The organism is Pseudomonas atagonensis (assembly GCF_011369485.1).
Lineage (GTDB): Bacteria > Pseudomonadota > Gammaproteobacteria > Pseudomonadales > Pseudomonadaceae > Aquipseudomonas > Aquipseudomonas atagonensis.
Genome location: NZ_VXCA01000033.1, coordinates 1 through 21,607, shown reverse-complemented (window position 1 = coordinate 21,607; position 21,607 = coordinate 1). Strand labels below are relative to the sequence as shown.

The window sequence follows — 21,607 nt, the reverse complement described above, 5'->3', positions numbered from 1 at the left end:
CACAGGGGATTTCAGCGATCCAACTAATCAGGAGTTACCCATGCAACGCATCGACCATGTTCTGCCCTGGAGCCACCTGGGCAGCGAACGTTCCCTTAGCGTATTTCGCTACGGCGCCGGTCAGCGCAAAGTCTACATTCAAGCCAGCCTGCACGCCGACGAGCTGCCGGGCATGCGCACCGCGTGGGAACTCAAGCAGCGCCTCAACGAACTTGAGCAGCAAGGCCGCCTGCAAGGGGTGATCGAACTGGTGCCGGTGGCCAATCCGATCGGTCTTGATCAGCACGTGCAAGGCGCCCACATGGGCCGTTTCGAACTGGGTAGCGGCAAGAACTTCAACCGCGCCTTCGTCGAACTCAGTACGCCGGTCGCCGCGCTGGTCGGTGAGCAACTGGGCGATGACGCCGCAGCCAACGTCGCGTTGATCCGCCAGGCCATGGGCCAGGTGTTCGATGCGCTGCCGGCCCCGGCCTCGCAACTGGAAGCGCTGCATCGCTTGCTGCTGCGTCACGCCTGCGATGCCGACATCACGCTTGATCTGCACTGCGATTTCGAAGCCTCGATTCATCTGTACGCGTTGCCGCAACATTGGCCGCGCTGGCAGTCGCTGGCGGCGCGTCTGCAAGCCGGCGTGGCACTGCTCTGTGAAGATTCCGGTGGCAGTTCGTTTGATGAATCCTGCTCGACGCCGTGGCTGCGTCTGGCCCGCGCCTTCCCGAACGCGGCGATTCCGGCGGCCAACCTCGCCACCACACTGGAACTGGGCAGCATGGGCGACACCCGGGTCGATCAGGCTCGGGCCAATTGCGAGGCGATTCTCGGTTTTCTCGCCGAGCAGGGTTTCATCAGCGGCGAATGGCCTGCCGCGCCGGCCGAGTGCTGTGAAGGCATGCCGTTCGAGGGCACCGAATACCTGTTCGCGCCGCACCATGGTGTGGTGAGTTTCCTGCGCTCGGCGGGCGAATGGGTAGAGAAGGGCGATGCGCTGTTTGAAGTGGTTGACCCGCTGAAAGACCAGCTGACCACCGTGCGCGCCGGCACCAGCGGCGTATTGTTCGCAATTGATCGCGGGCGTTACACCGAACCGGGGATCTGGCAGGCGAAAGTGGCGGGGCGGGTGCCGTTTCGTACGGGCAAACTGACCAACGACTGACACCCCTTCGCTGAGCCTGCGGGCCTCTTCGCGAGCAAGCCCGCTCCCACATTTGAAAGCATTCCCTTGTGGGAGCAGGCTTGCTCGCGAAGGCGGCTTTAGCAGCACCACAACATTTGGATCCTGACTTCACAGTGTTAGGCTCAGTGCCGAACCCGACACGCTGTGAAGGAAGGCTTTATGTTGAAAGTGTTTGCTCTGTTGACCCTGCTGGCGTCCACCGCCGTCCACGCTCAAACCACGCTGCAGAGCGATTTGCCACTGAAATACCTGGCGCAGGTTCATCCCGACGGCGACGCGCGTCCGCTGGTGATTTTCCTCCACGGTTACGGCAGTAACGAGGCCGATCTGATCGGCATGAAGTTCCAGCTCCCGGCGCAATACAACTACCTGTCGGTGCAGGCGCCGTTGGCGTTGGGTGAAGGGCGTTACCAGTGGTTTCGTAAAAAAGGCGAAGGCGCCTACAACGGTGAGACCGACGATCTGAAGGACAGCGGCCAGAAGCTGCGTGATTTTATCGCGCAAGCCGCGCAGAAATATCACGCCAGCCCGGACAAGGTTTACCTGATAGGTTTCAGCCAAGGCGCGATGATGACCTACGAGGTGGGATTGCGCTCACCCGCAGCCGTGGGCGGGATCGCAGCACTGAGCGGACGCGTATTACCGGTGTTGAAAGGCGAACTCAAAACCGGCCAGCCACCGCTGCCGCTGAGCATCTTCATTGGTCACGGGACCGCCGATGACCGCGTGCCGTACAAGGACGGCACGGCCGCCAATGCGCTGCTGCAGACGCTGGATTACAAACCGCAATTTCACGCCTATCCCGGCGTCGGCCACAGTATCAGTGCGGCCGAGCTGCGGGATTTGAACGGCTGGTTGCAGCAGCTCAATCCTTGAGGATGGTTTTCACCAGGTCATCGTGACCTTTCTTGTCGCTGGCTCGCGAGATCACTTGAACCAGCGCCATTCGCGTGCCCGAACCGGCCATTAATGTGGTGTTGAGGGTCTGCCCGCCACCCTGTGTGGCGGTGCTGTCGACCTGACGCAGGCCCAGGCCGGTGCCTTTCCGGGTCAGGCTTTTCTCGCTGAGTTTGTTGAAATCCGGCAGAGCCTTGCGCTGGTCTTCGATGAAACTGGACACGCTGCCGTCGAGGAATTCACCGTCGTTGTCTTTGACGTTGACGCCTTCGGGAATCTGGTTTTCGGCGGCGATAACCACGGTTTTGGTGGTCTGGTTGGTGTACATCGTGCCTTGGGCGCCACTCGGACCGGCCGGCAGCGGGTCGGCGACAAAACCTTTGGGCAGGGTGAATGTGAACTTGCCGCCGAGCATCGAGACCTTTTCGGTGGAGATTTTTTCCTTGGCCTTGGCCGCCTGAGCGTTGATGGCGCCGAGGCCGGCAACGGCGGCCAGCAACAGGACGACAGCTTTTTTGCTCAACAATGACATTCGAATCTCCGGGAGGTGGTCGCGCTAGGCCGGCGATCATCCCACGGAGCGAGCCGGGCATTCCAGCCCGACTCGTCTGAAGAGCTGCGAATGCACGGGGCAGTTTCAGTTTTGAGGCTGTGGATTTTTCGAGGGCGCGGGCTTGGCTAGCAGTTTGCGCGTAACCCCGAGCATGGCCACCGACACCGCAACACCCACGGCAAATCCGCTCAGGCCCATGCTCGGCAGTGTCAGCGCCGACACCAGGCAAAACGCCGAGAACGAGTACATCCCGGTCGCCGTTGCCCGCAGCAATGCGGCAGTGAACTCAGGGCCGCGAGTCTGCTGGGAAAACACCGCCATGACGCTGCCGAGCACCGGAAACACGGCCAGCAGACCGCTCCAGCGCTCGCCGACGGTACTGGCCAGCATTGTCACCACCAGCGTCAACGCGGCGCCGGCAATCATCCGCCAGATCAGCTTGTCGGATTTCGGCGCCGGGCCATTCAGCACCGGTTGAACGGCAGGAAACAAATAAGGCGAGGCGAGTAACGCGACCGCTGCTGCCGCTATGGAAAAGCCCAGAGACGCCGGTATCAGCGACAGAGTCAACGCCAACACGGCCCAAACCGACAGCGAAACGCTCAGCGCCCACGGCCAGTTCGCCCGTTGCGCAACCTGGGCGTAGGTGATGCAGAAGGCAATCATCGCGAACATCGCCGACAGCGCCGCGACCGCCGATTGCGCGGCAAACGCCGGGCCTTGTTCGATGGCGAGGAAAAACAGAATCGGTCCGACCACCACCGGCAACCCCGACAGCCACCCGGCCACACTCGGCCCCCAGCGTTTGCCTGCCAACGAGATCAGCAGCAGAAAACCGGGAATCAGCAGCAGTTTGAGGATCAGCACGCGGTTGTCTCCGTCGTCGGTTGAGAGATGGGCACATTAGCACTGCGCAATAGCGATTGGCGCATTGATCGACAATTTATGTATACAAAGTGCCGAGGGCATTCGACGACTATGCTCTGTCTATCAGGGTTTACCGGAGTCGATGCCGCGATGAGCAGAACACCGAAGGTGTTGCGGGGATTTTGCGGCGTTGGACTGTGGGCCTTGTTGCTGACGCCCACCTGGGCCAATTGGCAGGACGCGGTGCCGGGCGCACAGATTATCGGCTCCGGTGATTTCAGTGTGTTCGGTTTCGACGTGTACAACGCGCGCTTGTGGAGTGCCGCGCGCCCCTTGGCGGAAGGTCAACCCTTCGCGCTGGAACTGATTTACCGACGCACGATTTCCCGTGATGACCTGGTCAAGGCCAGTGTCGACGAAATCAAACGATTGGCCGGCCCGCGCGTCAGTCCGGCACAACTGGTTGGCTGGCAGGCTCAGATGCAGCTCTCCTTCGTTGACGTGCAGGCCGGCACGCGGATTACCGGTGTGTATTTGCCGGGGCAGGGCGCGCGTTTTTTTGTCGGTCAGCAGTTGCAGCATGAGATTGATGATCCGCAGTTCGCCCAGGCCTTTTTCAATATCTGGCTCGACCCGCGCACCCGCAGCCCCGAGTTGCGTGAGCAATTGTTGGGCATGAGCAAACCTTGACCTTCCACGGCACGGCGCGAAACGTCTAAGCTGCACCTTTCCGACTTGTTTCAGGATGTGTGCGTGAAATTCAGTTTGCCCAAAATCGCCACGGCGCCGTTCTGCCCGCCGGAAGTGGCCGGCAGTGTCGCGATTGATCCCGACGCGGCGTTCTTCAAACGCGTGCTGCGCTTTGCCGGCCCCGGTTTGCTGGTGTCGATCGGCTACATGGATCCGGGCAACTGGGCTACGGCCATCGAGGCCGGTTCGCGTTTCGGTTACAGCCTGTTGTTTGTGGTGTTGCTGGCGAGCCTGGCCGGCATGGTCGTGCAATGTTTGTGTTCGCGGCTCGGCATCGCCACCGGTCGCGATCTGGCGCAACTGTCCCGCGAACGCTACAGCACGCCGACCGCGCGTCTGCAGTGGGTGCTGGCGGAAATTTCGATCATCGCCACCGACCTTGCCGAAGTGCTCGGCTGTGCATTGGCGTTTCACTTGCTGCTTGGATGCTCGCTGACCTTCGGCATCGCGCTTACCGCGTTCGACACGCTGCTGGTGCTGGCCTTGCAGAACCGTGGCTTTCGTCGACTGGAAGCGATCATGCTGGTACTGGTCGCGACCATCGGCGTGTGTTTCTTCGTTGAACTGGTGCTGATCAAGCCTTACTGGCCCGACGTCGTCCAAGGCTTCAAACCGTCACTCTCGGCGATCAGCGATGCGGCGCCGTTGTACCTGGCCATCGGCATTCTTGGCGCGACGGTGATGCCGCATAACCTTTACCTGCACACCTCGATCGTGCAGACGCGCATGATCGGCAAAGATCTGGCCAGTAAGCAGGATGCGGTAAAACTGGCGCGCATCGACACCATCGGCTCGCTGGCGCTGGCGCTGCTGGTCAACGCGGCGATATTGATTCTGGCGGCGGCAGCGTTTCATCAATCGGGGCATACCGACGTGGTGGACATTCAGGATGCCTACCACTTGCTCGATCCTCTGGTCGGTGGCGCGTTGGCCAGCGTGCTGTTCGGCGTCGCCTTGCTGGCCTCCGGGCAGAGCTCGACCTTTACCGGCACCATCGCCGGGCAGGTGATCATGGAAGGTTATCTGAACCTGCGGATTCCCTGCTGGCAGCGGCGCCTGATCACTCGCGGGCTGGCGCTGATTCCGGCGTTTATCGGCGTGTGGCTGATGGGCGACAACGCCGTTGGCAAGCTGCTGGTGTTGAGTCAGGTGGTGTTGAGTTTGCAACTGCCATTTGCACTGTACCCGTTGATTCGCATGACCAATGACCAGCAATTGATGGGGCCGTTTGTGAATCGCTGGCCGACGCGGGTGTTGGCTTGGGGGTTGTTTGTGGTGATCAGTGGGGCGAATGCCTGGTTGATTCTGCAAATGGCGGCCTGATCGACCCGGACACAGGCAAAAAAATACCCGGTGCGACGTGAGTCGCACCGGGTTTGTTGCCAACCGGCAGTGAATGTCGTGGATCCACCGCCCGTTGTTGAACCACTTTGCGCTTACGCGCGTTCCAGCGCCAGCGCCACACCCTGACCGCCGCCGATGCACAGGGTCGCGAGACCCTTTTTCGCATCGCGCTTGATCATTTCGTGCAGCAGGGTCACCAGTACGCGGCAGCCCGATGCGCCAATCGGGTGGCCCAGCGCGATCGCGCCACCGTTGACGTTGACCTTGTCCAGATCCCATTGCAGATCCTTGGCCACCGCCAGCGATTGCGCGGCGAAGGCTTCGTTGGCTTCGATCAGGTCGAGCTGGCCGATGTTCCAGCCAGCCTTGTCCAGGCAACGGCGAGTTGCCGACACCGGGCCGATACCCATGATTGCCGGGTCGACGCCCGCGTTGGCATACGCGGCGATTTTCGCCAGCACCGGCAGACCCAGAGTCTTGGCTTTTTCGGCGCTCATCAGGATGACCGCCGCCGCGCCGTCATTCAGCGACGAAGCGTTGCCGGCCGTGACGCTGCCGTCCTTCTTGAACGCTGGACGCAGCTTCGCCAAGGATTCGGCGGTGGTGTCGCCACGCGGCTGTTCGTCGACCTTGAATGCCACCGGATCGCCTTTGCGCTGGGGAATCAGGATCGGCGTGATTTCATCGACAAAGCGCCCGGCCTCGATGGCCGCGGCGGCTTTCTGCTGGGACGCAGCAGCGAAAGCGTCCTGCTGTTCGCGACTGATTTCGTATTTCTCGACCAGGTTCTCGGCGGTAATGCCCATGTGGTAATCGTTGAACGCATCCCACAGACCATCGCTGATCATGGTGTCGACGATTTGCGCATGACCCATGCGCAGACCGGTGCGGGCACCCGGCATGACGTAGTTGGACAGGCTCATGTTTTCCTGACCGCCGGCGATGATCACATCAGCGTCGCCGCAACGGATCGCTTGTGCACCGAGGTGCAGGGCTTTGAGGCCCGAACCGCAGACCTTGTTCAGGGTCATGGCCGGCACGGCGTGAGGCAGGCCGGCCTTGATCGCAGCCTGGCGCGCCGGGTTCTGGCCGGCGCCGGCGGTCAGCACCTGCCCCATGATCACTTCATCAACCTGGGCACCGTCCAGACCGGTCTGCTCCAGCAACTGGCGGATGACCGCTGCGCCCAGATCCACGGCGGAGACGCTGGCCAGCGATCCCTGGAAACTGCCGATCGCGGTACGCGTGGCGGCAACAATGACGACGTCTTGCATTTTCGAATTCCTCACTCGGCAGCGAACTGCATTTCCGGTACATGATCCGGGACGATCAGTTTACCAGCGGTTTTGGCGACGATTTCCTCGACGCTGACGCCAGGTGCGCGTTCCTTGAGGACAAAAGCGCCATTTTCGATTTCCAGGTAGGCGAGGTCGGTCAGCACCCGCTTGATGCAGCCGGCGCCGGTCAACGGCAGGCTGCATCTGGACAGGAGTTTCGACTCACCGTCCTTGGACGCGTGGGTCATGATGACGATGATGTTGTCGGCACCGGCCACCAGATCCATGGCGCCGCCCATGCCCTTGACCAGTTTGCCGGGGATCATCCACGAGGCGATGTTGCCTTCGACGTCGACTTCGAATGCGCCGAGCACGGTCAGGTCGACATGGCCACCGCGGATCATCGCGAAGGACTCGGCCGAGTTGAAGATCGAGGCACCAATGCGCGCGGTCACGGTTTGTTTGCCGGCGTTGATCATGTCGGCATCGATGGTGTCTTCAGTCGGAAAAGGGCCCATGCCGAGCAGGCCGTTTTCCGATTGCAGCATGACTTCCATGCCTTCGGGAATGTAGTTGGCGACCAGGGTCGGAATGCCGATGCCGAGGTTCACGTAGTAGCCGTCCTGCATTTCGCGGGCGACGCGCTGAGCCATTTGTTCGCGGGAAAGTGCCATGTTTTTATTCTCCGTCAGCCTGAATTATTTGCGGATGGTGCGCTGTTCGATGCGTTTTTCGAACGTGCCGCAAATGACCCGATCGACGTAGATGCCCGGGGTGTGAATCTGTGTCGGATCCAGCTCGCCGGGTTCGACGATCTCTTCGACTTCGACCACGGTGATCTTGCCGGCGGTGGCGGCCAGCGGGTTGAAGTTCTGCGCGGTGTGACGGTAAACGACGTTACCGAAGTGGTCGGCTTTCCAGCCTTTGACGATGGCGAAGTCGCCGGTGATGGACTCTTCCATCAGGTACTTGCGACCGTTGAACTCGCGCACTTCCTTGCCTTCGGCAACCGGGGTGCCGACACCGGTGGCGGTGAAGAAGGCCGGGATGCCTGCGCCGCCTGCGCGCATCTTCTCGGCGAGGGTGCCTTGCGGAGTCAGGATGACTTCGATGTCGCCCTTGAGCAGTTGCTCTTCGAACAGCTTGTTTTCGCCAACGTAGGAGGCGATCACCTTGCTGATCTGACGGTCGGTGAGCAGTACGCCGAGGCCGAAGCCGTCGACGCCGCAGTTGTTGGAAACCACGGTGAGGTCGCGGGTGCCTTTGCGCTTGATCTCGGCGATCAGGTTTTCCGGGATACCGCACAGACCGAAGCCGCCGGCAATGACGGTCATGCCGTCTTCAAGCCCGGCCAGGGCTTCCTCGTAGGAACTCACGCGCTTGTCGAAACCTGCCATATGCACCTCTTTTATTATTTGCGGGCGGCTGGCTAGCCGGATGACTGGAGTGTCTCGCTGCAGGATATATTTGTTAAGTTGATTTTTAAGGTTGATTGATTGATAAAGCTCAATAAATATACACGTTATAGCTTGCAGCTTAACGCTTGGAGCTTGCAGCTGGAGCGAAGCGACCATGACCATCAAACAAATCCGCGCCTTTCTCGCCGTCGCGCAAAGCCTCAGTTTCGCCGTGGCCTGCGAGCGTCTGCACCTGTCGCAATCGGCGCTCAGCCTGACCATCAAGGCCCTGGAGGAAGGCCTCGGGGGGCGCCTGTTCAGCCGCAACACGCGCAACGTCGCCTTGACCGCCGAAGGTGAATCCCTGCTGCCACTGGCCCGGCGCCTGATTGCCGACTGGGACAACGCCGAAGACGAAATGCGCCAGCGCTTCAGCCTGCAGCGCGGGCGCGTGACGCTGGCGGCGATGCCGTCGTTTGCCGGCAACCTGCTGCCGCCGATCCTCAAGACCTTTCGCGCACGCTACCCGAACGTCAGCGTCACGGTGAACGACGTGATCAACGAGCAAGTGCTGGAGATGGTGCGCGACCGGCAAGTGGAGCTGGGCGTGGCTTTCGAACCGATGCAGAACACCTCGATGACGTTTACACCGCTGTACATGGATCGTTTCGTGGCGGTGGTGCCACAGGATTCGCCGCTGGCCGAGCGTTCGGCGATTGACTGGCAAACCCTGTTGCAGGAACCGTTCATCACCCTGCAGCGACCGTCGACGGTGCGGGTGATGCTTGAAGAACACTTGCTGGCGAGGGGCATGAAATTGCCCGTGGAATTCGAGAGTCATCAACTGGCGACGGTCGGGCGCATGGTAGCCAGCGGGCTGGGCGTCAGCGCGGTGCCGGCGTTGTGCGCCGAACAGATGCAGGAGCTGGGCGCGCGGTGCCTGACGTTAAATGATTCGGTGGAGCGGGCGATTGGCGTGCTGACCGAGCCGGGCAATGAACTGTCGGCGGCGGCGCAGGCACTGTTCGATATCCTGCAACAGGAAAACCTCGGTGCGCGCCTGTTTCCCTGACTCAACGCGATACCCCTGTGGGAGCGGGCTTGCTCGCGAAAGCGCTGTGTCAGTGAAGAAGGTTTTGACGGGTACACCGCATTCGCGAGCAAGCCCGCTCCCACAAGGGGTCAACGTGATCAGACAGTCAGGCGATTTGTCAGCAGGGGTAGTAGTTGTTCGCAAGACCCTTCAATCTTCAAATCCAGCAAGTCATCCGCCCGGGTCTTGCCCAGATTGATCGCAATCAACGGCTTGCCGCGATCGGCGATCATCCGGCACAGCCGAAATGCTGAATACGCCATCAACGACGATCCGACCACCAGCATGCCCGCCGCTGTTTCTGCCGCCGCCATGGCCCGCGCCGCTGTGGCCTGCGCGACGTTTTCGCCGAAAAACACCACATCGGGTTTCATCCGCTCACCCGCGCAATGGGGGCAATGCGGCACCTGAAACCGTGCTTCGAACGCCGGATCGAGCAGGGTATCGCCGTCTGGTGCCTGCACCGCATCGACGCCGGCCAGATACGGATTCTGCTGTTCCATCAGACGCTGAATCGAATCGCGCTCACTGCGCTGGCCACAATCCAGGCACAGCACACGATGCAGGCTGCCGTGCAATTCGATCACGTCATGACTGCCGGCCTGATCGTGCAAGGTGTCGACATTCTGCGTAATCAAGCCACTGATGCGCCCATGGCGCTGCAAACTGGCCAGCGCCTCGTGCGCGACATTCGGCTGCGCCTGGCGCACTCGCGGCCAACCGAGCATCGCCCGCGCCCAGTAGCGGCGGCGTGACTCGGGGGCGGCAAGGAATTCCTGATACATCATTGGCTGCCGACCCCGGCGCACACCTTCGCTGTCACGGTAGTCGGGAATGCCGGAAGGCGTGCTGATGCCGGCGCCGGTCAGCACCAGAAAATCACCGTCGGCCATCGCCTGTTGCAGGGTGTCGAGGTGTTCGCGGATCGGGCTGTCGAGCATGGTCGGCACTCCTGCTGCGTGGGATGGCAGTCAGGTTAGCACCGACCACTGTGGCGAGGGAGCTTCCTTGTGGCGAGGGGATTTATCCCCGTCGGGTTGCGCAGCGACCCTCAAAAAGCGGGCCTGTTGCGCAGTCCAACGGGGATAAATCCCCTCGCCACAGGGTTCTGTATCCGCAGTGATTATTTACGCGCCTCCAGTATCAGGTTGAACGGCGTTTGCGTCGCTCGCCGGAACTGTTTGAACCCGGCTTCGCTGAACACCTTGCGCAGGCGCATTTCCCCGGCCTGTGCACCGAGACCCAGGCCGACTTCCTGGGACAATGAGTTGGGCGTGCAAATGAACGTCGACGCCGCGTAAAACAACCGGCCGACCGGACCGATGTTGTCGTCCAGCGTGTCGTTGGCAAAGGGCTCGACCAGCAGCACCGTACCGTCGTCCTTCAGGCAATCGTAAGCATGCCGTGCCGCGCCGACCGGATCGCCCATGTCGTGCAGGCAGTCGAAATAACAGATCAGGTCGTAATCGTTGCCCGGGAAACTTTTCGCCGTGCCCTGAAAGAAATGCGCCCGGCTGCTGACCCCGGCTTCGTCGGCGCGCTGAGTGGCTACCGTGACCGACGGCGCATGGTAGTCGTAGCCGACGAAGCGCGAGTTGGGAAATGCCTTGGCCATGATCACCGTCGAGGCGCCATGGCCGCAGCCGATGTCGGCGACTTTCGCACCGTCCTCCAGTTTCGCGACCACGCCTTCCAGCGCCGGCAGCCACTCGGCGATCAAGTGCCCCTTGTAGCCGGGGCGGAAAAACCGTTCGGTGCCGGTGAACATGCACGGATGATGATCGCCCCAGGGCAGGGCGCCGTTGCCGCGCATGGCTTTGACCAGTTTGTCCTTGTCGTGGAAAAACGACGCCACCACCCCGAGGCCACCGGCGACGTACACCGGCGACTCCTCGACGGCCAGTGCCAGTGCTTGTTCTTCCGGCAGGCGGAATTTGCCGTCGAGGTGTTCCATGTAGCCAGACGCCGCGTGGGCGCTGAGCCATTCACGCACCAGGCGGGGGTTGCAGGTGGTTTTTTCGGCGAGCGTTTCGGGGCTGATCGGTAGACTGTCGGCCATGGCTTTGTACAAGCCGAGTTCTTCGCCGACGATGACATTGGCCAGCATCGCCGCGCCGCCCATGTCGTTGACCAGTTTGCCCATGAATACGTTGAGTCGGGCCTCGTCCATTATCTGTGCTCCTGAAACAGGATCACGGTCCGGTGGTGTTGGACTACGAGGCATGCGCCACCGGGCGGTGGTCGTCATAGTTAAGTTCGCCTCTCGCGGGAGGCATTAGCAAGTCTAGTCGCCCGGGCGTTGGCGTTGACCTCAAATGAGGGCTGTGCTGAACAAAACGTCCGGGACGCCTGGCAGTAGTGCAGTGCTGGATTATTGCTGATAGTCGATGAACCCGTTGGAGACCTTGATTTCCTCCCCTGAAATGGCCTGTCCGTTAAATTTCAGGCTGGCGTTCAGTCGGCCCTCAACAGGCGTTTCTTCCAGTGTCAGCGTGCCGTCGATGGCAGAGAATATTGGAGTAGTACTGCCGATCTGGTGGAACACCGCCCGAACGTTTCCATCCTTGCTAATGGGATACTTACCCACTGCAAGTGAGTCGCTGAACGTCAACGTCAATTGAGTGCGAAGTGCGTTGTTGTTTCGCAGCAAGTCAGTCGCACGGAGACTGAACTCCGGTTTGATTTTGTCGTGCGTGAAGCTGATTGTTTCCGCTGAAAATTTGTGCTTGATGGCTCCGCTGATCTCTGCCGTGACTGTTCGCGCGACTTTCTTGCGGGTGTCGATACCTTTGAGCTCAAACTTCCCGTCGCTCAGGCTGAATTGCTGTCCCAAATAGTTGGCTTTGAAATGAAAGCTCCCGGTAACTTTCTCTTCGGGCCCAATGTGACGGACTTTTAATTCACCTTCAGTGGAAATGACGAAGTAGTTTTGCGAGAAGTAGCGTGCGTGTGCCTTGTCGGCATCGCTGTTGGCAGTGAGCGAATAGGTATGTTCCTTTCCATCATCGGAAAGGCTAAAAGGAATACTGAAGCTTATAAACCTGTTGCCTTCAGGTGCGGCATGAAGGGCCGACACTTCCCAATGGGTGGAGCCACGCCTGATGGAAAAATCCTGATTTGCCTCGAAGGGCTCTTCATACAGGCTTTGCGCAGTCATTGTTCCGCTCGCATGGTTCTTTTTTGCGTTCATGGAAGGGGGCTCTTCACTTAGGTTCGCGACGTTCTGTATTCATAGTCTGTGGCAGTATGGTGTGTCTGGATACTGTCAAAGTTGACAGGTTTAAAAGCGTTGTTTTTTATTTCTGATGGCTATAAACACTGTTTTTATAAATAAACTCCTGCCAGCGAGCCTTTGTATCGCAGTGTTGATTAGTCGCTCTGCGATACAAATCTCCTCATCTACCCACCCATTTCAAACACAACCGCGATACAGCCATCGGTTCAACTCTGCCTGTCAGTCGTCAATCACGACGATGCTTTTGATGAGGCAACCTTCATGCAGATTTCTCAGCCCTCAACATTGACTGTCGGGCTCGGCCTGCGCCGTGGTTTGATCCCTGATTTGCTGGCAGCCCCCACCGGCGATTTCGACTTTCTCGAAGTCGCCCCGGAAAACTGGATCGGCGTCGGCGGTACCCACGGCGCGGCACTGCGCGAGCTGGCCGAGCGTTATCCGTTGTCGTGTCATGGATTGTCGCTTTCGCTGGGCGGGCCGGCGCCGCTGGATGTCGGGTTTCTGCACGAGGTTCGCGGATTTCTCGATCGCTACAAGGTGCCGCTGTACAGCGAGCATCTGAGTTATTGCAGCGATGACGGCCATCTCTACGATTTGTTGCCGCTGCCGTTTACCGAAGAGGCCGTGCATCACGTCGCCGGGCGAATCCGTCAGGCGCAGGATATTCTCGGCCGGCGTCTGGCCGTGGAAAACGTGTCGTATTACGCGGCGCCGCGTCAGGACATGGACGAGGCAACGTTCACCAACGCGGTGTTGCGCGAGGCCGATTGTGATCTGCTGCTGGACGTCAACAACGTCTACGTCAACGCGATCAATCTTGGTTTCGAACCGCAGGCGTTTTTGGCGGCCATCGAGCCGGGCAGGGTGGTGGGCATGCACGTCGCCGGGCATTTCGATGAGTCCGATTCGCTGAAAATCGACACCCACGGCGCCCCGGTAAAGCCGCGAGTGTGGTCGCTGCTCGCCGACGCTTACGCACGCTTCGGCGCACAGCCGACGTTGCTGGAACGCGACTTCAATTTTCCGCCATTCACCGATCTGGTCGCCGAGTTGCAGACCATTCGCCGTTTGCAGAGCTGTGAGGTCAGCCGTGGATAATCTCTTGCTCCAGCAACAGGCGCTGACCCGATACCTGCGCGACCCCGAGCATCAGCCGCTGCCCGCCGACATGAACCCGGCGCGGGTGAATGTCTATCGAGATCTGGTGTTCAACAACCTGTCGATATTGCTCGGCGGGACCTTTCCGGTACTGATACGCCTCATCGGCGAGGCGCGCTGGCGTGATCTGGTGCGCGGTTTTCTGCGCGAGCACCGTGCGCAGACGCCCCGGTTCGGCGACATCGCTGAAGAATTTGTCGGGTTTCTCGCAACGGGGCCGAGGGTGCTCAGTGAAGGGCAATGGCCCGGGTTTCTGCTGGAGCTGGCGCATTACGAGTGGGTGGAAATGGTCTTGCAGCAGTCTGACGTCGAGCCGCTGCCGGCCCTGGATTCGCAGCTATGCCTGACGCGTCCGTTACGGGTTTCGCCACTGGCCTGGCCGCTGGCTTACACCTGGCCGGTGCACTTGCTCGGGCCAGATCAACAACCTTCGACACCGCCGACGCAACCGACGCTGTTGCTGGTGCGGCGTGATGCAGATTTCAGTGTGAAGTTTTCCGAGCTGAGTCCATTGGCATGGCGGTTGTTGCAGCGCATCGGTGAGTTCGCATCGCTGACCGGTCACGAGCAATTGCAGGCGTTGGCTCAGGAAGCCGGGCAGGTCGGCAGCGCCGGGTTTATGGACAGCGGTCTGGCGTTGTTGCAGCAAATGCACGCGGACCGAGTGATCGGCATCATTTGAGTTCACCACGAAACCATTGCGGGAGGGGGCTTGCTCGCGAAAGCGGCGGGTCAGTCACCTTCTGCGTAACTGACGCGACGCCTTCGCGGGCAAGCCCCCTCCCACAGGGGGGCGTGGTTTCAGGATTGCAGAGGGATTTTCAATTCAGCGCAGAGCCCGCCGCCCACACGATTGCTCAAGCTCAGCGAGCCCCCCAGGGCCATTGCCAGTTGCTCGGAGATGGCCAGCCCCAGACCGGTGCCGCCGGTGTCCCGGTTGCGCGAGTTTTCCACGCGGTAGAACGGCTCCATCACGTGTTGCAACAGGTCGTCGGCGATGCCCGGGCCGCGATCCATGACGGTGATCGACAGGCTGCCTTTGTTCGCCTCGACCCACACTTCGGCAGCGCCGGCGAACTTCAGGGCGTTATCGGTGAGATTGACCAGTACCCGCCGCAGCGCGTGCGGCCGGGTTTCAATCACCACCTCACTCTTGCCGACCAGGCGCACGTCCTTGCCCATGTCCTGATAGTCGAACACCAGGCTTTCGAGGAAGGAATCCATGTTGGTGCGCCGACTTTCTTCGGTCGAACCGTGAATGCTGCGGGCGTAGGCCACGCCTTCACGCACTAGATGCTCCATCTCGCCGAGGTCATTGCACAGCTTGTCGCGCTCGGCCGAATCGTCCATGAATTCGGCGCGCAGTTTCATCCGCGTGATCGGCGTTTGCAGGTCGTGGGAAATCGCCGCCAGCAGTTGCATGCGCTCCTTCAGGTAAGCTGCGATGCGCGCCTGCATGGTGTTGAAGGCCCGGGCGGCGTAGACCACTTCATTCGGGCCTTTTTCGTCCAGATGAATCGGGTGCGCGTTGGGGTCGAGGGTTTCCACGGCGTTGGCGAGGCGGGTCAGCGGACGAATGGCGATGCGCACGGCCAGCCACGTGCAGGCAATCATCAGCGCCAGTTGCCCGAGCAACACCGCAGGCAGCCACGGCGAGAGCGGCACCATCGAAGGGCGGACGTCGATGGTCACCGGGCTGCCGTCGCTCAGGCGCAGATGCCCCTGAAAGTGCTTTTGCGGGCCGGGAATATCGGTGAAGGTCAGCGGGTAGTGTTCGCCGATCGCCTCGGTGATCGACGTTACCGCAATCGGCACATCGCCGGAACCGATCGGCGTACCCGGTTCACCTTCGCTCAACAAGTACGCGTAATTGTTACGGGCCAGGCGCTGCAGCCAGGCCGGTCGCTCTTCGGCGGGCAAGCGGTCGAGGATCGCAATTGACGTCGAGACGTCGGTTTCCAGATTGCCCAGCATGGTGTTTTTCGCGCTCTGGTAACGCTCGTAATACTGCGCACCGAACGACAGCGCCTGGGCGAGGAGCAAGCCGATCAGGAAAATCAGCGACAGCCGTGAGGCGAGGGTGCGCGGCCAGCGCAGATTGAGCGTCATGCCGGCGCACCGAGGATCTCGACCGGCAGTGAAAACACGTAACCTTCGCTGCGCACAGTCTTGATGTAAGCCGGCTCTCGCGCATCGTCGAGCAGGCGCTGGCGTAACCGGCTGACCAGCAAATCAATCGAACGGTCGAACAGATCGGCGTCGCGACCCTGGGTCAGATTGAGCAATTGATCGCGACTGAGTACCCGCTGCGGATGATCGAGAAATACCCGCAGCAAGCGATATTCGGCGCCGCTGAGGGCGACCATGGTGCCGTCCTTGTCGAGCAGGTGGCGGGCCGAGGTGTCCAGTTGCCAACGGCCGAACGCCAGCAACCGGCCGGCTTCGGTGACCACCAGATTCGGCGGCAACATCCGCGTGCGGCGCAGTACGGCGTTGATCCGAGCCAGCAGTTCGCGAGCGGCGAAGGGTTTGGTCAGGTAGTCGTCGGCGCCCATTTCCAGACCGATGATGCGGTCGGTTTCATCGTTGCGGGCGGTGAGCATCAGCACCGGCGTGGCCCTGTGTTTGCCCACGCGCAATTCGCGGCACAGCTGCAGGCCATCGTCGCCCGGCATCATGATGTCGAGCACGATCAGGTCAACGGTGTTGGCTTCGAGGAAGCTGCGCATCTGCCGGCCATCGGCGACGACGGTGGTGCGCAGACCGTTTTTCTTCAGGTAATTGCCAACCAGTTCACGGATCTCGCGGTCGTCATCGACGATGAGAATGTGATCGACATGTTCCATCGGTTCAAGCCTCAGTCAAAGGGGATTGCCGTGCAGTCTATCGAGCCGGTCCGCGCTCGCCTGCCTGCCTTTGTATTGCAGTGTATCTGGCGCGGCGACGGATACACGGCAACGCAAAAAGCGCATTTTTCCAGGGTTTTGTATCGCTGTGTATCGCAGATCGACAGGGATACACAACGATGGCTGTCCGCAGTTTCCTGACACAAGCGCGATACCTCGCTGGCCTCAAATAGGCGCCATCGAGGCACACACAGATCGCCTCGGCTCATACCCATTAAAGCCTTGAGGAACTCGCCATGCTTAATAAAACCGTCGTCGCTGCCTGCCTGTTTGCCGCGCTGAACATTTGCACCGTCTCGGCCCGCGCCGAAGCGCAGGTCACCCCGCAAACCTACACCTACGGCACGCATCTGGACATCCGCCAAGTTATCTCGCTGACGGAGAACAACCCGGCGGCCTGCGGCATCGTCGATGCGCGCATGACTTATCTGGATTCGGCCAACCAGACTCACGTGCTCGACTACCGCAAATTCGCGGACGGCTGCAACGACGACAACTGAGGCATGCCTTTCTTGCCGATTCAGAACGCCTGATTTCCAGGCGGATAAAAGATCCTGTGGCGAGGGGATTCATCCCCGTTGGGCTGCGAAGCAGCCCCAAAACCTGCAATCCGTGGCTTTTGGTTAGAGCCCGGTTACCGGTTTTACGACTGCTGCCCAGCCGAACGGGGGCAAGCCCCCTCGCCACATTTGTTCATCATTCTCATTTATTCAGGGTGATTCTCATGTATCTGATCGCTTTCCTCGGCGGTCTGTTGACCGTGCTCAGCCCGTGCATTTTGCCAGTGGTGCCGTTCCTGTTCGCCAACGTCGACCGCCAGCGTTCGTCGATCCTGCTGATCCTCGGCGGGATGGCCCTGACCTTTGCGCTGATCTCCAGCCTCGCCGTGGTCAGCACTGACTGGGTGATCCGGGCCAACAACACCGGGCGCCACGTCGCCCTGATCGTGATGGCCCTGTTTGCGCTGTCGCTGATGTCTGCACGGGCCGGCGACTGGCTGGCGCGGCCGTTTGTCTGGCTGGGCAATCGCCTCGATCCGCATGCCCGTGACAAGACCGGTCCCATGGCCTCGGTGATGATCGGCGTTGCCACCGGGCTGCTCTGGGCGCCGTGCGCCGGGCCAATCCTCGGTGTCATTTTGACGGGCGCGATGCTGCAAGGCGCCAACGCCCAGACCAGTCTGTTGTTGCTGGCCTACGGCGCCGGCAGTGCGTTGTCGCTGGGCACGCTGATTTTCGCCGGGCGAGGACTGGTCAATCGGTTGAAACCTTCGATTCCGTTCACCGGCTGGTTCCGGCGGGGTGCCGGTGTGGCGGTGCTCGCTGCAGCCGCCGTGATTGCCACGGGCGCCGACAAAACCCTGCTGGCCGGAACGTCGTCCGAAGGCATCGCCGGCGTCGAGAAAAGCGTCCTGGAAAAAACCCCGAAAGTCATCGACTACTTCATCAGCAAAGTACGCGCCGATTCGCCGATGGCGGACGGCCAAAGGGCGATGCCGTCACTGTCTGGCGCCGTGCAGTGGCTCAACTCCCCCGAACTCAGCAGTGAATCCCTGCGCGGCAAAGTCGTGCTGGTGGATTTCTGGACCTACGACTGCATCAACTGCCAACATACGTTGCCGTATGTCAAAGACTGGGCGAAGAAGTATGAGCAGCAGGGGCTGGTAGTCATCGGCGTACACACCCCGGAGTACGGCTACGAGCGGATCATCGACAATGTCAGGGATCAGGTGAAAAAGCTCGGCATTACCTACCCGGTAGCCATCGATAACGACTACGCGATCTGGCGCCACTTCGACAATCAATACTGGCCGGCGCATTACCTGATCGACGCCAAGGGGCAGGTTCGTTACAGCCACTTTGGTGAAGGCAGTTATCAGGCGCAGGAGCAGATGATTCAGCAGTTGCTGGAGGAGGCGAAAGCACCGGCGGCCTGATCAAGTTACCCAATGGCTCAAAGTTCTCGCACCATGAGCCATTGGTCGTTGTCCCAGGCGTGAAAACGCTCCAGCACCGTCCAGCCGCGTTTGGCGTAATAGTCCTGTTTACTCTGCGTGTGCAGGTAGAAACGCGGCAGACCCCGGTGTTTTGCTTCTTGCGCGATGCCTTCGATCAACCTCTCTGCCAGACCCTGGCCGCGTGATTCGGGGCTGACCAGCACGCAGGCCAGCCACGGCCCCAGATCCGGGCGAAGGGCAAGGTCAGCCCGGGCCAGCGCCGCACCGCCTAACAGTCGATCACCGTCCAGCGCAATCAGGCAGCGCCAGTCGCCATTGGTCTGCCCCTCGGCAAACTCCCGCTGCCATTCGGCCAGGGGCTGCTCGGCATATTCGTAGTGAAACTGGCGGTGGATCCACGCCGCGTAAGTGTCGCTGTGCTGCATGTGGTCGACGAGCCATTCGAAGCGCAAGGACATGATCGAATTCCGTTCCGGGAGAGGGTCTGCATGAGAGCCGATCCCCCGGCGCATTGGCAACCCCCCGACAGTGTTTCGGAGCCTTTACAAAATCCCGCCATTCATCGGCCAGGCGCTGATTTCAGCGGGTCTCCAGACGATTGGCAGGGACGCCGCAAGGCCCCGGCGCGATAGTGGGCGAGCAGGGCCACTGCCGACCCTGTCCCATAACAAGAACGCGAGGTTGCCATGCCGAAATTCGTGATCGAACGCGAGATTCCAGGGGCCGGAAAGCTGTCGGAGCAAGAGCTTCAGGGCATATCGCAAAAATCCTGTCAGGTGTTGCGCGAACTCGGGCCGCACGTGCAGTGGCTGCAGAGTTACGTCACCGGCGACAAAATCTATTGCGTGTACATCGCGCCAGACGAGGAACAGGTACGTGAGCACGCGCGGCGGGGCGGTTTCCCGGCCAACAGCGTGGCGCGGGTGATAAAAGTCATCGACCCGACCACGGCCGAATGAGATCAACGTCCACTTGCAGCGGAGCTTTCATTGATGAGTACGCCGATTGATCTCACTGCCTTGAAGGAACGCCAGAAAGTCGCCTGGGCCAGCGGCGACTACGCCGTGATCGGCACCACGTTGCAGATTGTCGGCGAAAACCTCGCCGAGGCCTGCGACGTGCATTGCGATGAAGAGGTGCTGGACGTTGCTGCCGGTAACGGCAACGCCACGCTGGCGGCGGCGCGTCGTGGCGGGCGGGTCACCTCGACCGATTACGTCGCGGCGCTGCTGGAGCGTGGCCAGGACCGTGCCCGCGCCGAGCATCTGGACGTGACCTTTCAAGTCGCTGATGCCGAAGCCCTGCCATTTGCCGATGGCAGTTTTGATCTGGTGCTGTCGACGTTTGGCGTGATGTTCGCGCCCGACCAATCACAGGCTGCCAACGAACTGGGCCGGGTGTGTCGCAGTGGCGGGCGGATCGGACTGGCCAACTGGACGCCGGAAGGTTTCGTCGGCCAGATGTTCAAGACCCTCGCTCGGCATGTGCCACCACCGGCCGGTGCACAGCCGCCGTCGAACTGGGGCACGGAAGCCTGGCTGCATGCGCACTTCGATGACCGCGATTTTCTCTTGCAGGTCACTCGCCGCGAATTCAATTTCCGCTATCGCTCGGCGGTGCATTTCATCGATATTTTCCGCCATTGGTACGGGCCGGTGCACAAGGCTTTTGCCGTGCTGCCGCCGGAAAGCGCGCAGGCGCTGGAAAATGATCTGGCGGACTTGATCAATCGTTCGAATCGCGCAGGAGAGGCGTCGCTGGTGGTGCCGAGCGAGTATCTGGAGGTGGTCATTACCAAGCGTTAGTGCAGGCAAAAAAATCCCCCGTGGGAGCAGGAAAGTCTGCTCGCACAGGGGAGGTATCGAGCAAGGAAAAGACTAGCGATCAAACCACTCCAGCGCCGTACGCCAGATGCAGATCCCCAGAAAGTACGCCGACATCAATAGCCACAGCCCCATCACCAACGGATTGATCACCGGGTGATTGAGCACCAGTGACAAGCTGCACAGCAGCCAGATGGCGGTCACCGCGATGTTGATCGGCATGAACCGGCGCACGCGGAACGGGTGCAGGAATTTCATCCGCGTGACCGTCAGCAGTGCCAGGCCGATCACGGTGAGAAAAGTGATCCACGGCCCCGGCCCGATGATGTACAGACACAGTGCCACCACGTTCCACGCGGCCGGGAAGCCGACAAAGTAGTTGTCCTTGCTCTTCATGTTGACGTTGCAGAAGCAGAACAGTGACGACACCAGAATCAGCGACACGGTCAGCAGCAGCGTGTAGTCGGGCAGGGGAATGTAGCGATAGATGAACAGCGCCGGAATGAATACGTAGGTCAGGTAATCGATGACCAGGTCGAGGATCGATCCGTCGAAACTCGGCAGCACCGATTGCACGTTGACCTTGCGTGCCAGCGCCCCGTCGAGGCCGTCGACGATCAGCGCCACGCCCAGCCACATCAGGCAATGGGTCGGCTGGTTTTCCAGCAGGGCGAGGGTGGCCAGAAACGCAGTGACCACGCCGGTCGCGGTAAAACCATGGGCGCCCCAGGCCTTGAGCCTGGCAATGTGGACGGTCGATATCACGGGGGCGTTCTCCAGAAATTCAAGCAAGCAGGCGGTTTCCCTTGGGCAGCAAGGGCGCCGGCTAACCGGGTCGGGGTTGCAGCTATCGACCGGTCTGGTCGGGATAAGGTTCACCCCTCCATGAATCTTAGCTGGCCATCGAAAAAATACGCGGGGGAAATGTAGACGCGCATCCGGCGTCGGCCGGACGGTGCTGGCGCAATGGCTGCGGCGGACTATCGTTGCCAGACGCGGTCAATGTCTCTGCTGAGGACGACGTCATGAACACCAGTGATTTGCTCGAACAACTGCTGCGGGGCCAGGCCTCGGCAGGGCAACAAAGTGGCGCCTCGGCCGGTGCTGGCCTGGGTGGCCTTGGTGGCTTGCTGGGCGGTTTGCTCGGTGGCGCGGATTCGACGGGCACTCGTGGTG

At 60.7% G+C, this 21,607-nt stretch carries 23 protein-coding genes; 11 read left to right on the top strand and 12 right to left on the bottom strand.

Going from position 1 to position 21,607, the window contains the following annotated elements:
- Nucleotides 1-40 precede the first annotated feature (40 nt).
- Together F2P67_RS22485 and F2P67_RS22480 are read left to right on the top strand one after the other, a co-directional pair.
- Nucleotides 41-1,153 carry a succinylglutamate desuccinylase/aspartoacylase family protein gene (locus F2P67_RS22485; RefSeq protein ID WP_166223886.1) on the top strand — a complete coding sequence of 371 codons (1,113 nt, stop codon included), beginning with the start codon at nucleotides 41-43 and terminating at the stop codon, nucleotides 1,151-1,153.
- Nucleotides 1,154-1,333: 180 nt separating this feature from the next.
- Nucleotides 1,334-2,050: an alpha/beta hydrolase gene (locus tag F2P67_RS22480; RefSeq protein WP_166223883.1), complete on the top strand. Its 717-nt coding sequence runs from the start codon at nucleotides 1,334-1,336 to the stop codon at nucleotides 2,048-2,050.
- Here F2P67_RS22480 and F2P67_RS22475 read toward each other — a convergent pair.
- Both F2P67_RS22475 and F2P67_RS22470 read right to left on the bottom strand, forming a co-directional pair.
- Entirely contained in the window at nucleotides 2,040-2,603 is a 564-nt protein-coding gene (locus F2P67_RS22475) for a DcrB/PsbP domain-containing protein (RefSeq protein ID WP_166223880.1), read from the bottom strand. The two genes, F2P67_RS22480 and F2P67_RS22475, sit on opposite strands and share 11 nt — an antisense overlap.
- A gap of 105 nt (nucleotides 2,604-2,708) precedes the next feature.
- Nucleotides 2,709-3,491, bottom strand: a complete 783-nt coding sequence (locus F2P67_RS22470) for a hypothetical protein (RefSeq protein ID WP_166223877.1) — start codon at nucleotides 3,489-3,491, stop codon at nucleotides 2,709-2,711.
- Between the two features lie 150 nt (nucleotides 3,492-3,641).
- Between F2P67_RS22470 and F2P67_RS22465 the strand changes: the two genes are divergently transcribed.
- Together F2P67_RS22465 and F2P67_RS22460 are read left to right on the top strand one after the other, a co-directional pair.
- On the top strand, nucleotides 3,642-4,181 hold the full coding sequence (locus F2P67_RS22465) for a chalcone isomerase family protein (RefSeq protein WP_166223874.1): 540 nt from the start codon (nucleotides 3,642-3,644) through the stop codon (nucleotides 4,179-4,181).
- Between the two features lie 63 nt (nucleotides 4,182-4,244).
- Nucleotides 4,245-5,564: an Nramp family divalent metal transporter gene (locus F2P67_RS22460; RefSeq protein ID WP_166223871.1), complete on the top strand. Its 1,320-nt coding sequence runs from the start codon at nucleotides 4,245-4,247 to the stop codon at nucleotides 5,562-5,564.
- 113 nt (nucleotides 5,565-5,677) lie between these two features.
- Here the strand turns inward: F2P67_RS22460 and F2P67_RS22455 are convergent, their stop codons facing one another.
- From F2P67_RS22455 to F2P67_RS22445, 3 genes are read right to left on the bottom strand one after another with little or no spacing between them, the layout of a single operon-like run.
- A complete protein-coding gene (locus F2P67_RS22455) occupies nucleotides 5,678-6,859 on the bottom strand; it encodes an acetyl-CoA C-acetyltransferase (protein ID WP_166223868.1) in 1,182 nt (393 codons plus the stop codon).
- 11 nt (nucleotides 6,860-6,870) lie between these two features.
- On the bottom strand, nucleotides 6,871-7,536 hold the full coding sequence (locus F2P67_RS22450) for a CoA transferase subunit B (RefSeq protein WP_166223866.1): 666 nt from the start codon (nucleotides 7,534-7,536) through the stop codon (nucleotides 6,871-6,873).
- Nucleotides 7,537-7,560: 24 nt separating this feature from the next.
- A complete protein-coding gene (locus tag F2P67_RS22445; protein WP_166223863.1) occupies nucleotides 7,561-8,259 on the bottom strand; it encodes a CoA transferase subunit A in 699 nt (232 codons plus the stop codon).
- Between the two features lie 175 nt (nucleotides 8,260-8,434).
- Here F2P67_RS22445 and F2P67_RS22440 point away from each other — a divergent pair, with 175 nt between their 5' ends.
- Entirely contained in the window at nucleotides 8,435-9,331 is an 897-nt protein-coding gene (locus tag F2P67_RS22440) for a LysR family transcriptional regulator (protein ID WP_166223860.1), read from the top strand.
- Between the two features lie 119 nt (nucleotides 9,332-9,450).
- On the opposite strand, the gene F2P67_RS22435 is transcribed toward F2P67_RS22440, so the two are convergent.
- The 3 genes from F2P67_RS22435 to F2P67_RS22425 form a co-directional block, all read right to left on the bottom strand.
- Nucleotides 9,451-10,293: an NAD-dependent protein deacetylase gene (locus F2P67_RS22435; protein ID WP_166223858.1), complete on the bottom strand. Its 843-nt coding sequence runs from the start codon at nucleotides 10,291-10,293 to the stop codon at nucleotides 9,451-9,453.
- A gap of 182 nt (nucleotides 10,294-10,475) precedes the next feature.
- A complete protein-coding gene (locus F2P67_RS22430) occupies nucleotides 10,476-11,522 on the bottom strand; it encodes a class I SAM-dependent methyltransferase (RefSeq protein ID WP_166223855.1) in 1,047 nt (348 codons plus the stop codon).
- 201 nt (nucleotides 11,523-11,723) lie between these two features.
- Nucleotides 11,724-12,542, bottom strand: a complete 819-nt coding sequence (locus F2P67_RS22425) for a hypothetical protein (protein ID WP_166223852.1) — start codon at nucleotides 12,540-12,542, stop codon at nucleotides 11,724-11,726.
- A 306-nt stretch (nucleotides 12,543-12,848) separates the two neighbouring features.
- On the opposite strand from F2P67_RS22425, the gene F2P67_RS22420 reads away from it, so the two are divergent.
- Nucleotides 12,849-13,685 carry an HvfB family MNIO-type RiPP peptide maturase gene (locus F2P67_RS22420; RefSeq protein WP_166223850.1) on the top strand — a complete coding sequence of 279 codons (837 nt, stop codon included), beginning with the start codon at nucleotides 12,849-12,851 and terminating at the stop codon, nucleotides 13,683-13,685.
- Nucleotides 13,678-14,427 (top strand): HvfC family RiPP maturation protein, encoded by a 750-nt coding sequence (locus F2P67_RS22415; protein ID WP_166223847.1) that lies wholly within the window; start codon nucleotides 13,678-13,680, stop codon nucleotides 14,425-14,427. The genes F2P67_RS22420 and F2P67_RS22415 overlap by 8 nt, the downstream gene beginning before the upstream one ends.
- Before the next feature lie 119 nt (nucleotides 14,428-14,546).
- Here the strand turns inward: F2P67_RS22415 and F2P67_RS22410 are convergent, their stop codons facing one another.
- Together F2P67_RS22410 and F2P67_RS22405 are read right to left on the bottom strand one after the other, a co-directional pair.
- Nucleotides 14,547-15,854, bottom strand: a complete 1,308-nt coding sequence (locus tag F2P67_RS22410) for a sensor histidine kinase (protein ID WP_166223844.1) — start codon at nucleotides 15,852-15,854, stop codon at nucleotides 14,547-14,549.
- Complete coding sequence (locus tag F2P67_RS22405; RefSeq protein WP_166223841.1) at nucleotides 15,851-16,591, bottom strand: response regulator; 741 nt, start codon at nucleotides 16,589-16,591, stop codon at nucleotides 15,851-15,853. Before F2P67_RS22405 ends, F2P67_RS22410 begins: the two co-directional genes overlap by 4 nt.
- A 296-nt stretch (nucleotides 16,592-16,887) precedes the next feature.
- Between F2P67_RS22405 and F2P67_RS22400 the strand changes: the two genes are divergently transcribed.
- Both F2P67_RS22400 and F2P67_RS22395 read left to right on the top strand, forming a co-directional pair.
- Entirely contained in the window at nucleotides 16,888-17,151 is a 264-nt protein-coding gene (locus tag F2P67_RS22400) for a DUF2790 domain-containing protein (RefSeq protein WP_166223838.1), read from the top strand.
- A gap of 224 nt (nucleotides 17,152-17,375) precedes the next feature.
- Nucleotides 17,376-18,587, top strand: a complete 1,212-nt coding sequence (locus F2P67_RS22395) for a cytochrome c biogenesis protein DipZ (protein ID WP_166223835.1) — start codon at nucleotides 17,376-17,378, stop codon at nucleotides 18,585-18,587.
- A gap of 17 nt (nucleotides 18,588-18,604) precedes the next feature.
- Here F2P67_RS22395 and F2P67_RS22390 read toward each other — a convergent pair whose 3' ends face one another.
- The gene (locus F2P67_RS22390) at nucleotides 18,605-19,066 is read right to left on the bottom strand and encodes a GNAT family N-acetyltransferase (RefSeq protein WP_166223829.1); all 462 of its coding nucleotides are present in this window, start codon (nucleotides 19,064-19,066) and stop codon (nucleotides 18,605-18,607) included.
- A 228-nt stretch (nucleotides 19,067-19,294) separates the two neighbouring features.
- Between F2P67_RS22390 and F2P67_RS22385 the strand changes: the two genes are divergently transcribed.
- Entirely contained in the window at nucleotides 19,295-19,567 is a 273-nt protein-coding gene (locus tag F2P67_RS22385) for a DUF4242 domain-containing protein (protein WP_166223826.1), read from the top strand.
- A gap of 33 nt (nucleotides 19,568-19,600) precedes the next feature.
- Nucleotides 19,601-20,413 carry a class I SAM-dependent methyltransferase gene (locus F2P67_RS22380; RefSeq protein ID WP_166223823.1) on the top strand — a complete coding sequence of 271 codons (813 nt, stop codon included), beginning with the start codon at nucleotides 19,601-19,603 and terminating at the stop codon, nucleotides 20,411-20,413.
- 72 nt (nucleotides 20,414-20,485) lie between these two features.
- Here F2P67_RS22380 and pcsA read toward each other — a convergent pair whose 3' ends face one another.
- Entirely contained in the window at nucleotides 20,486-21,196 is a 711-nt protein-coding gene (gene pcsA, locus F2P67_RS22375; protein ID WP_166223820.1) for a phosphatidylcholine synthase, read from the bottom strand.
- Nucleotides 21,197-21,607: the final 411 nt, after the last annotated feature.

Excerpts from the sequence above, each read along its gene's own strand:
- F2P67_RS22485 (WP_166223886.1), top strand. The coding sequence starts at position 41 with ATGCAACGCATCGACCATGTTCTGCCCTGGAGCCACCTGGGCAGCGAA.
- F2P67_RS22480 (WP_166223883.1), top strand. The coding sequence starts at position 1,334 with ATGTTGAAAGTGTTTGCTCTGTTGACCCTGCTGGCGTCCACCGCCGTC.
- F2P67_RS22475 (WP_166223880.1), bottom strand. The coding sequence starts at position 2,603 with ATGTCATTGTTGAGCAAAAAAGCTGTCGTCCTGTTGCTGGCCGCCGTT.
- F2P67_RS22465 (WP_166223874.1), top strand. The coding sequence starts at position 3,642 with ATGAGCAGAACACCGAAGGTGTTGCGGGGATTTTGCGGCGTTGGACTG.
- F2P67_RS22455 (WP_166223868.1), bottom strand. The coding sequence starts at position 6,859 with ATGCAAGACGTCGTCATTGTTGCCGCCACGCGTACCGCGATCGGCAGT.
- F2P67_RS22450 (WP_166223866.1), bottom strand. The coding sequence starts at position 7,536 with ATGGCACTTTCCCGCGAACAAATGGCTCAGCGCGTCGCCCGCGAAATG.
- F2P67_RS22445 (WP_166223863.1), bottom strand. The coding sequence starts at position 8,259 with ATGGCAGGTTTCGACAAGCGCGTGAGTTCCTACGAGGAAGCCCTGGCC.
- F2P67_RS22440 (WP_166223860.1), top strand. The coding sequence starts at position 8,435 with ATGACCATCAAACAAATCCGCGCCTTTCTCGCCGTCGCGCAAAGCCTC.
- F2P67_RS22435 (WP_166223858.1), bottom strand. The coding sequence starts at position 10,293 with ATGCTCGACAGCCCGATCCGCGAACACCTCGACACCCTGCAACAGGCG.
- F2P67_RS22430 (WP_166223855.1), bottom strand. The coding sequence starts at position 11,522 with ATGGACGAGGCCCGACTCAACGTATTCATGGGCAAACTGGTCAACGAC.
- F2P67_RS22425 (WP_166223852.1), bottom strand. The coding sequence starts at position 12,542 with ATGAACGCAAAAAAGAACCATGCGAGCGGAACAATGACTGCGCAAAGC.
- F2P67_RS22420 (WP_166223850.1), top strand. The coding sequence starts at position 12,849 with ATGCAGATTTCTCAGCCCTCAACATTGACTGTCGGGCTCGGCCTGCGC.
- F2P67_RS22410 (WP_166223844.1), bottom strand. The coding sequence starts at position 15,854 with ATGACGCTCAATCTGCGCTGGCCGCGCACCCTCGCCTCACGGCTGTCG.
- F2P67_RS22405 (WP_166223841.1), bottom strand. The coding sequence starts at position 16,591 with ATGGAACATGTCGATCACATTCTCATCGTCGATGACGACCGCGAGATC.
- F2P67_RS22400 (WP_166223838.1), top strand. The coding sequence starts at position 16,888 with ATGCTTAATAAAACCGTCGTCGCTGCCTGCCTGTTTGCCGCGCTGAAC.
- F2P67_RS22395 (WP_166223835.1), top strand. The coding sequence starts at position 17,376 with ATGTATCTGATCGCTTTCCTCGGCGGTCTGTTGACCGTGCTCAGCCCG.
- F2P67_RS22390 (WP_166223829.1), bottom strand. The coding sequence starts at position 19,066 with ATGTCCTTGCGCTTCGAATGGCTCGTCGACCACATGCAGCACAGCGAC.
- F2P67_RS22385 (WP_166223826.1), top strand. The coding sequence starts at position 19,295 with ATGCCGAAATTCGTGATCGAACGCGAGATTCCAGGGGCCGGAAAGCTG.
- F2P67_RS22380 (WP_166223823.1), top strand. The coding sequence starts at position 19,601 with ATGAGTACGCCGATTGATCTCACTGCCTTGAAGGAACGCCAGAAAGTC.